At 73.7% G+C, this 11,361-nt stretch carries 8 protein-coding genes; 6 read left to right on the top strand and 2 right to left on the bottom strand.

The annotated features are described in order from the left end of the window. Positions 1-13 precede the first annotated feature (13 nt). The 4 genes from ACQP26_RS05765 to ACQP26_RS05750 all read left to right on the top strand — a co-directional run bounded on the left by ACQP26_RS05765 (position 14) and on the right by ACQP26_RS05750 (position 4,066). Positions 14-769, top strand: a complete 756-nt coding sequence (locus ACQP26_RS05765; protein ID WP_269706908.1) for an FkbM family methyltransferase — start codon at positions 14-16, stop codon at positions 767-769. A 58-nt stretch (positions 770-827) separates the two neighbouring features. Further along, positions 828-2,003, top strand: coding sequence for an endonuclease (locus ACQP26_RS05760; RefSeq protein WP_269701848.1), 1,176 nt, complete (start codon positions 828-830; stop codon positions 2,001-2,003). Between the two features lie 117 nt (positions 2,004-2,120). After that, on the top strand, positions 2,121-2,975 hold the full coding sequence (locus tag ACQP26_RS05755; RefSeq protein ID WP_269701849.1) for an aldo/keto reductase: 855 nt from the start codon (positions 2,121-2,123) through the stop codon (positions 2,973-2,975). A 107-nt stretch (positions 2,976-3,082) separates the two neighbouring features. Further along, positions 3,083-4,066: an aldo/keto reductase gene (locus tag ACQP26_RS05750; RefSeq protein ID WP_269701850.1), complete on the top strand. Its 984-nt coding sequence runs from the start codon at positions 3,083-3,085 to the stop codon at positions 4,064-4,066. A 63-nt stretch (positions 4,067-4,129) separates the two neighbouring features. Here the strand turns inward: ACQP26_RS05750 and ACQP26_RS05745 are convergent, their stop codons facing one another. Beyond that, complete coding sequence (locus tag ACQP26_RS05745; protein ID WP_433495149.1) at positions 4,130-5,713, bottom strand: hypothetical protein; 1,584 nt, start codon at positions 5,711-5,713, stop codon at positions 4,130-4,132. Between the two features lie 355 nt (positions 5,714-6,068). Between ACQP26_RS05745 and ACQP26_RS05740 the strand changes: the two genes are divergently transcribed. Both ACQP26_RS05740 and ACQP26_RS05735 read left to right on the top strand, forming a co-directional pair. Beyond that, complete coding sequence (locus tag ACQP26_RS05740; protein ID WP_433495148.1) at positions 6,069-7,082, top strand: ATP-binding cassette domain-containing protein; 1,014 nt, start codon at positions 6,069-6,071, stop codon at positions 7,080-7,082. After that, positions 7,079-7,933 carry an ABC transporter permease gene (locus tag ACQP26_RS05735; protein WP_433495147.1) on the top strand — a complete coding sequence of 285 codons (855 nt, stop codon included), beginning with the start codon at positions 7,079-7,081 and terminating at the stop codon, positions 7,931-7,933. The genes ACQP26_RS05740 and ACQP26_RS05735 overlap by 4 nt, the downstream gene beginning before the upstream one ends. Positions 7,934-7,977: 44 nt before the next feature. On the opposite strand, the gene ACQP26_RS05730 is transcribed toward ACQP26_RS05735, so the two are convergent. After that, the gene (locus ACQP26_RS05730; protein ID WP_433495146.1) at positions 7,978-11,358 is read right to left on the bottom strand and encodes an AAA family ATPase; all 3,381 of its coding nucleotides are present in this window, start codon (positions 11,356-11,358) and stop codon (positions 7,978-7,980) included. Positions 11,359-11,361 lie beyond the last annotated feature (3 nt).

The raw sequence follows: 11,361 nt of genomic DNA, 5'->3' as shown, positions 1-11,361 counted from the left end.
GGAAGTCGTGACGATGCTCGCACGGGCCTGGGGGATCACCCGTTCCCTGGCCGTCTACCACGGTCAGCCGGCCAAGCACCGGCGTGCCCGGCAGCTCTACGGGCAGTTCCTCTCCCCCGGCGACCTCGGCTTCGACATCGGCGCCCACGTCGGCGGCCGGGTCCGCACCTGGCGACGGCTGGGCGCACGCGTCGTCGCGGTGGAGCCGCAGCCGGACTGTCTGCGGGTGCTTCGCCTGGGCTTCGGCCGGGACGCCGACGTGACGATCGAACCGACGGCGGTCGGGGCGCGGTCCGGGAGCGCACGGCTGGAGTTGTCGTCGGCGACGCCGACGGTGTCCACCATGTCGTCGTCGTGGATCGAGTCGGTCACCGCCGATCCGAGCTTCGCCGGGGTCCGCTGGGACCGGTCGGTCGAGGTGCCGGTGGTGACGCTCGACGACCTGGTCGCGCGGCACGGCGTACCGGCGTTCTGCAAGGTCGACGTCGAGGGTTTCGAGGTCGACGTGCTGGCCGGGCTGAGTCACCCGGTGCGCGGGCTGTCGTTCGAGTACCTGCCGCCCGCGCACGACTCCGCGCTGGCCGCGTTGGAGCTGGTGGAACGGCTGGGCGCGTCGGCGGGTGGCTACCGCTACAACTACTCGCCGGTGGAGACCATGCGGTTCGCGAGCGACAGGTGGCTGGACGCGGCCGAGCTGGTACGCCTGCTGGAGACGTACCGCCCGGCCGGTCGTTCCGGCGACGTCTACGCCCGGCTGGCGGCCTCGTGACGTAGCGGCGCCACGTCCCTCTCCTCAAACCGGCCGACGGCGACTAGCATCGCTGATCATGGATATGAAGCGCGTCACCCGCTCGCGACCCGGGCGGCTGATCGCGACGGTCGTGCTCGCCGTCGCGGTCGCGGTCCCGCTCGGCGTGACCGGCGCCGCGTCGGCCGCGACGCCCCTGACCGTGGCGCAGGCGCTCGCCGTCCAGGACGGCCGGACGGCCACCGTGACCGGCTACGTCATCGGCCAGCCCACCGCCACCACCACGGTGCTCACCTCCGGCTTCACCGCGGACACCGCGATCGCCCTCGCCGACCAGGCCGGCGAGACCGGCACGAGCCGGATGCTGTACGTGCAGGTGACGGCCGCCTGGCGGGGCACCTTCGGGCTGCTCACCAACCCGTCGCTGCGCGGGCGGCAGGTGACCGCGACCGGCGCGCTCACCGCGTACTTCAGCCACGGCGGGCTGAAGAACCCGACCGCGATGAGTCTCGGCGGCGGCGCCACGCCGAGTCCCACGCCGACCCCGAGCCCGACCGGCACCGCCGTGCCGGACGCCTACTACGCGGCTGCGTCCGGCAAGACCGGGCCGGCGCTGCGCACCGCGCTGCACGGCATCATCAAGGTGCAGACGAAACTCAGCTACGACCAGGTGTGGGACGCGCTGAAGGACACCGATCAGGATCCGGCCAACCCGGCCAACGTGATCCTGCTCTACAGCGGACGGTCGCAGAGCAAGACGAGCAACGGCGGCGGCGCGAACGACTGGAACCGGGAGCACGTCTGGGCCAAGTCGCACGGCGACTTCGGCACCGCCACCGGTCCCGGCACCGACGTGCACCACCTTCGCCCGGAGGACGTGTCGGTCAACTCGTTGCGCGGTAACAAGGACTTCGACGCGGGCGGCGGCACGGTCGCCGAGGCGCCCGGCTGCTACACCGACGCCGACTCGTTCGAGCCGCGCGACGCGGTGAAGGGCGACGTGGCCCGCATGATCCTCTACATGGCGATCCGGTACGAGGGCGGCGACGGCTGGCCGGACCTGGAACCGAACGACTCGGTCTCCAACGGCTCCGCGCCCCGGCTCGGGCGGCTGTCGAAGCTGCTGGCCTGGAACGACCAGGATCCGCCGGACGCCTTCGAGAAGCGCCGCAACCAGCGCATCTACGAGCGCTGGCAGGGCAACCGCAACCCGTTCGTCGACCACCCCGAGTGGGCGCGGTCGATCTGGAGTTGACGCTCGTCCCCGATGTTCCGAAGCGTGGCGAGCGGGTAGAGACATCCGGTTGGCACGGCCGGGAGGCGGTCGGCACGGACGCGCCCCGGGCACCGCACGATCGGAGATGAGGCTCTCATGGCCCAGAACGGCATTCCGGACATCGCACTCAACGACGGCAACACCATCCCGCAGCTCGGCTTCGGCGTCTTCCAGATCGAGCCGAAGGACACCGTGCGGGCGGTCGGCACCGCGCTCGAGGTCGGCTACCGGCACATCGACACCGCCCAGATGTACGGCAACGAGGCCGAGGTGGGTCAGGCGCTGCGCGCCTCCGGCCTGGACCGCGGCGAGGTCTTCGTCACCAGCAAGCTGAACAACGGCTTCCACCGCCCGGACGACGCCCGCAAGGCGTTCGAGCAGTCGCTGCGGGAGCTGAAGTTCGACTACCTCGACCTGTTCCTGATCCACTGGCCGCTGCCCACCCGCTACGACGGCGACTTCGTCTCCACCTGGAAGGTGCTGGAGGAGCTGCGTGACGCGGGCACGGTCCGGTCGATCGGCGTGTCCAACTTCCAGGTCGCGCACCTGGAGCGGCTGGCCGCCGAGGCGGACGTGGTGCCGGCGGTCAACCAGATCGAGGCGCACCCCTACCTCGGCAACGAGGAGGTACGGGCGTACGACAAGGCGCACGGCATCGCCACCGAGGCGTGGTCGCCGATCGCGCAGGGCAAGGTGCTCGACGACCCGACGGTCGTGGACGTGGCCGAGCAGGTCGGCCGGACCCCGGCCCAGGTGGTGTTGCGCTGGCACGTGCAGCGCGGCGACATCGTCTTCCCGAAGTCGACCACGCCGAAGCGGATCGAGGAGAACTTCGCGATCTTCGACTTCACGCTCGACGACACCGCGATGGAGCGGCTCACCTCGCTGGACCGGGGCGAGGCCGGCCGGACCGGACCGAACCCGGACGAGTTCGACTACATCCCGAGCTGAACCGCCGCACACCGAAGGGCCCCGGGGAACCGGGGCCCTTCGACGTTTGACTTCGCGCGCACTCGAAGGGGCATGGTGACCGGCAACGTTTCGACGGGGAGGAAGACATGCGCTACCGCACCATCGGCACGGACCCGGCCACCCGCCGCGAGGTCAGTGTGCTCAGTCTCGGCGCGATGCTGTTCGGCACCGCCACCGACGAGGCCACCTCGTTCGCCATCCTCGACCGGTACGTCGAGGCGGGCGGCACCTTCATCGACACCTCGGACAACTATGCCTTCTGGCAGAACGGGGGCCAGGGTGGCGAGAGCGAGGAGCTGCTCGGCCGCTGGCGGCGCAGCCGCGGGATCGGCGACGAGGTGGTCATCGCGACGAAGCTGGGCGCCCGTCCGCTCGCGCCGGGCACCAGCTACGTCGACAACCCGGAAGGGTTGTCGGCGAAGGTGATCCGCGAGTCCGCCGAGCGCAGCCGGGAGCGGCTCGGGCTCGACCGGATCGACCTGCTCTACGCCCACATCGAGGACCACACGGTGCCCCTGCAGGAGACCGTGGAGGGCTTCGCCGAGCTGGTCGCCGAGGGCACCGTCGGGCTGCTGGGCGCCAGCAACCACCGCGCCTGGCGGGTGGAGCGGGCGCGGGCGCTCGCCGCCGCGGCCGGGTTGCCCGGGTACGAGGTGCTGCAGTACCACCGCAGCTACCTGCCCCGGCGTCTCGACGTGCCGAGCGAGCTGGACCGGGACGGGGACGTCGGCTGGGTCGGCCCGGACCTGCTCAGCTACCTGCGCACCGAGCCGCAGCTCACGCTGGTGGCGTACTCGCCGCTGCTGAAGGGCGCGTACGTCCGGCCGGAGCGGCTCGGCGAGGAGTACGCGGTGCCCGCCACCCCGGCCCGGCTGGAGGCGTTGCGGGCGGTGGCCACCGAGACCGGTGCCACCGTCAACCAGGTGGTGCTGGCCTGGCTGATGGGCGGCGACATCCCGGCCGTCCCGCTCGTCGGCTTCTCCTCGGTGGCGCAGTTGGAGGAGAGCCTGGCCGCGGTCGACCTGGAGCTGACCGCCGAGCAGCGGACCCGGCTGGACTCGGCACGCTGACCGGCGCCGGGCCGGGTGGCTCACACGCCACCCGGCCCGCGCCGATCAACCGGCTCGTGTCACTCAACCGGCCCGCGCCGCTGAACCGGCCGGTGCCGCTGAACCGGCCGGGAACCGGTCGACCTCGACGTCGAGCCGCAGGGCGCCGGTGCCCGGCAGGGCCACCTCGGTGGCGTCGGCCGGGCGGGCCGCGCCGTCGTACCAGCCGGCGTAGGTGACGTACGGCGGCGTCCAGAGCCACGCCACGGTGACCGGCTGGGGGCCGAGCACGCGCAGCGCGTACTCGCCGTCGCGATTCAGATCCAATGTGTAGCCGATGACCTCACGGGTACGCGCGTTGCGCACCGTCAACTCGGCGACCACCGGGCGGCCCTCCGGGTCGACGAGCCGACCGGTGACCAGGACGCCACGCCGTACGGCGAGGTTGTAGACGGTGGTGGCGCCGGCCCGGACCGTGACCGGCGCGGCCTTGCCCCGCAGGGCGAACCCGCCGGACCACTGGGTGGCGTTGTCGGTGGTGGTGAACAGCAACGGCCAGGCGTACGGGCCGAGCCAGTCGATCCGGTAGCGGCCCTGCGCGTCCAGTTCCACTCCCCACTGCAGGAAGGAGCCCGACTCGGGAGCGAGCGTCACGGTGCCGGAGGTCGCCGGCCTGCCGGTGGCCGCGCTGGTCACGGTGCCGGTGACGACACCGGCGCGGTCGAGCCGGATCGGGGGCACGGTGACCGTCTGCCCGGCCCGGAGGGTGACCACCCGGGCCTGCTTCGCGTCACCGGTGCCGCCGGTTGCGCCGGCCCACTGCGCGCCGTACCCCGATCCCCCGGCGGGGCGGGCGAACAGGTTCCAGGAGCCGGCCGTGATCAGGCCGACGCGGACGTTCCCGGAGGCGTCGGAGCAGTACCGTCCCGGGTTGTGGGGGAGTTCGCCGGTGCCGGCGGGCGCCGGCGTCACACAGGCCCCGGCGACTGGTGCGCCGGTCGCCGCGTCGACCACCCGGGAGACCACGTTCGCGGCCGGGGTCAGGACGACCACGGCGGTGCCGCTGCCGTCGGCGAGGACGTTCACCGTGGCGTAGCGGGGCAGGTGGGTGTCGTCCCGGGTGTAGACCCACACCTCCTGCGGGCCGGGGATCAGCGGCGGGACGGTCACCTCGGTGTCGCCGCACGGATTGCGCCGGGGATCGAGGAACACGCACAGCCCGTCGACCGCGGCGCCGGTGACGGCGTCGCGCGCCCGCAGGGTCGACCGGCTGGGCGTGAGCAGGCGCTCGGAGACCTCCGTCGTGTCCCCCGCGGACACCCGGACCGTTCCGGCCTGCGCCCAGCTGGTCCGGCCCGGCACCCACTGACGCAGCACCTCGTCGTCCTGGCCGTCGCCGTACACCGGGGTGATGGCGATCTTGTAGTCGCCGGCCGGCACCTCCACGCTGAGCTGCCCGGACTCGTCGAGCGGCAGGAGGTCCTTGTCGTAGCTGCTGTCGGCGGCCGTCACGGCGACGTTGGCGCCGGCCGGGCTGCCGTCGGGCGTGGTGACGGTCAGGTGGAGCACGCCTGCCGGATCCGCCGCCGCACCGGCGGCGGTGGGTGCGGCGGTGACGGCCAGGGCCGCCACGGCGAGTGCGCCGAGCACTCTTCGAACGATGGACACGGTGGACCCCTCTCGGTTTCAATGCACTCAAGAGGCGTCCGCGTAGCCACAACCGGGACACGCCCCCCGTGCGTCGGATGCCGGCGCAGCATATGGCAGAGGATCGATCACGCACTGTCCCCGATCGGTCATCCGACGGACTGCTGCGGGAACGGTCATAACCTCCCTGACTCGCGTACCGGGCCACCGTCGGCCGGGAATCCCCACCGCCAGATCGGATCTGGCGGGCCGTCTGGCGCCATCGGGGTGAGGCCGGCACCACACCACAAGCTCTGCGGCCTCGTTGAAACAGGCGATCGGTCCGGCGGCACGCCCGTACGCCTGTCGAGAACACCGACGAGAGAGGTAGTGATTCATGAGCAACCGGAACTCCGGCCCGGCCGTGGAGGCCGAGGGCCTGGTCCGGTCCTTCGGTTCGACCCGGGCACTCGACGGGTTCGACCTGCGCGTTCCCGCCGGCACCGTCTACGGCGTGCTGGGCCCGAACGGCGCCGGGAAGACCACCGCCGTACGGGTGCTGGCGACGCTGTTGCGCCCGGACGGCGGCACGGCTCGGGTCTTCGGGCACGACGTGGTGCGCGAGGCCGACGCGGTGCGCTCCCGGGTGAGCCTGACCGGCCAGTACGCCTCGCTGGACGAGGACCTGACCGGGGCGGAGAACCTGGTCCTGCTGGGGCGGCTGCTCGGGCTGGGCCGGGCGGGCGCCCGCGACCGGGCCGACCAGTTGCTGGCCGCGTTCGGGCTGACCGAGGCGGCGGGACGGCAGGTCAAGAAGTACTCCGGCGGGATGCGGCGGCGCATCGACATCGCCGCGAGCATCCTCAACACGCCGGACCTGCTGTTCCTGGACGAACCGACCACCGGGTTGGACCCGCGCAGCCGCAACCAGGTGTGGGCGATCGTACGGGCGGTGGTGGCGTACGGCACGACAGTGCTGCTGACCACGCAGTACCTGGACGAGGCGGACCAGCTCGCCGGCCGGATCGCTGTCGTCGACCACGGCCGGGTGATCGCGGAGGGCACCCCGGGCGAGTTGAAGGCGTCGATCGGCGCGGGCAGCGTCCACATCCGGCTGCGTGATCCGGAGCAGCGGCCACAGGCCGAGCAGGTGCTGCGGGCGTCGCTCGGCGTACCGGTGCAGCTCGCCGCGGACCCGGTGGCCCTGACCGCCCGCGTCGGCGAGCACGGCACCGACCTGGAGGCCGGTACGCAGGCGGCGCGGGCGCTCGGCGAGTTGGCCGCCGCCGGCATCGTGGTGGACGACTTCTCCCTCGGCCAGCCCAGCCTGGACGAGGTCTTCCTGGCCCTGACCGACCACCCGGCCGTCCCGGCGGACGAGCGGGACGACGAACTGGAGGCGGCGCGATGAGCGACACCGCGATCACCACCGGGCGGGCGCCGTCCGTCTACATGCCGTCCGCCGACGCGCTGGCCACTGTGCTCGCCCCGGCCGAGCGGCCGGCCCGGCCCAGCGCGCTGTCGGCGTCGCTGACGTTCGGCTGGCGCGCGCTGCTGAAGATCAAGCACGTGCCGGAGCAGCTGTTCGACGTGACCGCGTTCCCGATCATCATGGTGCTGATGTTCACGTACCTGTTCGGTGGCGCGCTCGCCGACAGCCCGCGTGCGTACCTCCAGTTCTTCCTGCCCGGCATCATGGTCACGAGCGTCGTCATGATCACCATGTACACCGGGGTCGGGCTGAACACCGACATCGAGAAGGGCGTCTTCGACCGGATCCGTACGCTGCCGGTCTGGCGGCCGGCGGCGCTCGTCGGGATGATCTTCGGCGACGTGCTGCGCTACGTGCTGGCCGCCGTGGTCATCCTCACCGTGGGTGTGGTGCTCGGCTTCCGTCCCGACGGCGGGCTGCTCGGGGTGCTGGCCGGAATCGGGCTGCTGGTGGTCTTCTCGTTCGCGTTCTCCTGGGTGTGGACGTTCTTCGGTCTGGTGCTGCGCAGCGAGAAGTCGGTGATGGGGACCAGCATGATGGTGCTGTTCCCGCTGACGTTCCTGAGCAACGTGTTCGTCGAACCGTCCACCATGCCCGGTTGGCTGCAGGCGTTCGTCAAGGTCAACCCGATCACCCAACTCGTCACCTCGGTCCGCGCGGCGATGGCCGGCTCGATGGACGGCCCGAGCACCATGTGGATGCTGCTCTGGAGCGCCCTCTTCGTGGTCGTGTTCGGCACGCTGACGATGTACCGCTACAACCGCCGCTGACCTGACGAGGTGGCGGGGTCCACGCGGCCCCGCCACCTCGTCGCTCAGAGCCGCCAGCGCACCGGCTCGGCCGGCCGGTATCGGCACGCGCCGCCGGTGGTGACGGACTCGCGCAGGTGGGCGGCGAGCGCCGGATGCCGCTCGTCGATGCGGCGCAGGGTGTCCCGGATCCGCCCGGTCACCGCCTTGCGCGCTCGTTCCGCCTGGTCACCGAGACGCCGGCTGCGCCCGGCCAGCCCGGCGGCGGCACGCAACTGGTCCAGCAGCGCCGCCCGCTCGGCGTTCAACTCGGCCAACTGCCGCCCGTCGTCGCGGGCCGCCGCCCGGTCGATCTCGTCGTCGAGCCGCCGCAGGTGCCGGCGATAGCGGGCCTTCGCCTCGTCGTCGAGCACCGGATCGGCCCCGAGGCGGCGCGCGGCGACGAGTTCCGGCCCGGCGGCCGGATCGAGCAGTTCGACGGCGGGCACGTCCGCGCCGGGCCGGCTCAGCAGCAGGCGCAGGTCGTGCAGCCCTTTGGCGTCGGGCAGGTGCACCACGACGCCGTCGTACGCGAGACGCCACACCGGCCCGTCCGGACGGAACTCCGGCCGGATCACGTCCACCTCTCCCCCGCCGGGGTCGGGCGACCGCCCGTGGACCACACCCGCCCGGGACAGACCCGACACGGCGCGGCGACCGGGCTGCGGCGATGCGGCGACCAGGGCCGGAGCGACCGCGCCGAGCCGGGCCGCCACGGGCGCGGCCACCGCGGACGCCGCCGCCGGGGCGGGATCCGCCGCGCCCAGCCGGGCCATCACCTGGATCATGCCCAGCGCCCGCGCCTCGGCCATCGTCTCGGCCCGCAGCCGCCGCGCCTCGGCCGCGTCGCCGGGCCCGTCGCGCCCGGCGAGCGCGCCCACCAGCCCGGCCCGGGCCAGCACCGACCAGGGTCGGGCAGCCAGCCGGTCGGCGGCATCCCGGGCCGCCGCGTAACAGTCGATCGCCTCGTTCCACCGGCCCTGGGCCGCGTCCACACCGGCCAGCCACAGGTCGACGGGGCCGCCGATGTCGCACCCGAACAGCGCCGCCGCCCACTGCCCGCGGTGCGGGGCCAGGTCGGCCCGCACCGCCGCGCACCGCGCCGGGTCGCCGTCGACTGCCGCCGCCTGCGCCCGCAGGCGCAGCCACAGCGGCGACACCGACCGGGGGTACGTGGTGCCCGCGACCTCGATCGCAGCGGTGAGCCGCAGCACCGTGGCCCCGTCGCCGCGCTCGGCGGCGGTGATCCCCCGGAGCAGCTCGGCCTGCGGGTGCCCGGCACCCACCCGGTCGAGCACCGCCTCGGCCTCGGCGAGGCGGCCGTACAGCAGCAGCACCGACCAGCGCATGTGGCCGGTCATGAACGCGTGCTCGGAGTGCGTCGCCTCGCGGTAGCTCTCCGCCTCGGCGAAGCCCGCCTCGGCGGCGGCGAGGTCACCCCGGAAGGCGGCGATGATGGCGGTGTCCGCGATCGCCGCCACCCGCTGCCGGGCGACGTCGTCGCGTCGCGCGCCGGTCACGAACGCGGTCAGCTCCAGTCGGTAGCCCGGGTCGCCCAGTTCCAGCAACGCGACCCAGCGCAGCGCGGTGGCCCACAGCTCGGTCTCCCGGTCGCCACTGCGCCGGGCCACCTCCCGGATCTCGGCGGTGACCACTGCTCGTTCCTGCGCGGTGCCGAGCCCCCAGGTGGTGTCGTGGCGGGCCCACAGGCTGAAGGTGAGCGCCTCGTCGTCGCGGCCGTGCCGGGCGAGCGTCTCGGTGGCCGTGATCAGGTCGGTGACCAGCGCGCGTACCGGCCGCTGCGGCTCCGGTTCCGCGATCAACCGCCGGTACGCCTCCCGGACCAGCTCGGCGGCGTCGAGCCGGCGACGGGCGGCGAAGTGCTGCCGGTTCGCGACCAGCGCCACCCGGGTCAGCTCAGCGGGATCGGGCAGTTCCCGGGCCAGCGCGGCGGCCTCGGCCAGCAGCCGCTCGCCCTCGGCCGGCGGGCCGGTGTGGTCCATCAGCCCGGCCAGTTCCAGCAGCACCCGGACCCGCCGGCCGGGCTCGCCGGTCAGTTCGAGCGCACGCCGGTAGTGCCGTACCGACTCGTCCACGGCGAGCCGGCCCCCGGCGTCACGCGCGGCGGCCAGCAGCAGGTCACCGGCGCGTACCGGGTCCAGGTCGGCGCCGGCCAGCCAGGCGTGCCGGGCCAGGTGGGCCGGGCTGAGCGTGCCGGCGAGCGCGTCCGACCGGTCGACGGCCCGGACCACTGCCGCGTGCCGGGCCCGCCGGTCGTCGTCGGCCAGTCCGTCGTAGAGCGTCTCGCGGACCAGGTCGTGCACGAAGACGAACCGGCCGCCCTCGCGGGGCAGCACCAGCCGGGCCGCGGCGGCGCGGCCGAGCAGCCGGTCGACCTGCGCGACCGGAGCGGGTACGCAGGCGGCGAGCGTCCGCCTGTCGAACTCGCGGCCGAGCACGGCGGCCACGGTGACGGCCTCGACCACTGCGGCGGGCAGTTGGTCGAGCCGGCGGCGCACCACCTCCCGTACTCCGGGGGCGATGGTGTCGGTGAGACCGTGGGTGTGCCAGAGCCGGGCGGTCTGCTCCACGAAGAACGGGTTGCCGCCGGTGCGCCGGTGCACCTCCGCGACCAGATCCGCGGCGGGCTCCCGGCCGGCGGTGCGGGCCATCAGCGCGGCCACCTCGGCGCGGTCCAGCCCGGCGAGCGTGACGGTGGTGGCCTTGGCGGTGAGCGGCAGCAGCCACGGGCGCAGCGGGTGCTCGCCGGACTCGACCTCGGCGTCCCGGTAGGTGCCGATCAGCAGCAGCCGTTCGAACCAGGCGTGCTGGGTGACGAACTGGAGCAGCCGCAGCGACGCCGGGTCGGCCCAGTGCAGGTCGTCGAAGACCAGCACGACCGGCCGGTGCTGGGCGACGGCGACCAGCGCGGCGGTCACCGCGTCGTGCCTGTCGAACTCGGCCCGGCCGGCCTCGCCCGGCGCGGACGTGTCGCCCTGGTCCGTCGCGTCGCCCTGGTCCGTCGCGCCGCCCGGCTCGGTGGCGTCGCCCGGCTCGGTGGCGTCGCCTGCCGCGCGCTCGCCCAGCAGTGCCGCCAGGCCCGCGGCGGCGGCCTCCCGCACCCCGCTCGGGTCGCCGGCGGATCGGGCCAGCCGGCGCAGCACCTGCACCCACGGCCAGTAGTCGGGGGCGGTGTCGGAGTCCCAGCAGGCGGCGCCGAGCACCAGCGCCCCGCTGCGGCGGGCCTCGTCGGCGGCGGCCGAGACCAGTGTGGTCTTGCCGATGCCCGGCTCGCCGGTGACCAGGACGAGACCGCCGTGGCTGTCGACCAGCCGGGCCACCTCGGCGCGCAGCAGGGCAGCGGGATGCTCCCGCCCGATCAGCTCCGGCCCGAACCGCGGCTCCATGAC

This window comes from Micromonospora sp. CA-248089 (assembly GCF_050948515.1).
GTDB lineage: Bacteria > Actinomycetota > Actinomycetes > Mycobacteriales > Micromonosporaceae > Micromonospora.
This window is presented reverse-complemented; position numbering and strand designations above follow the sequence as displayed.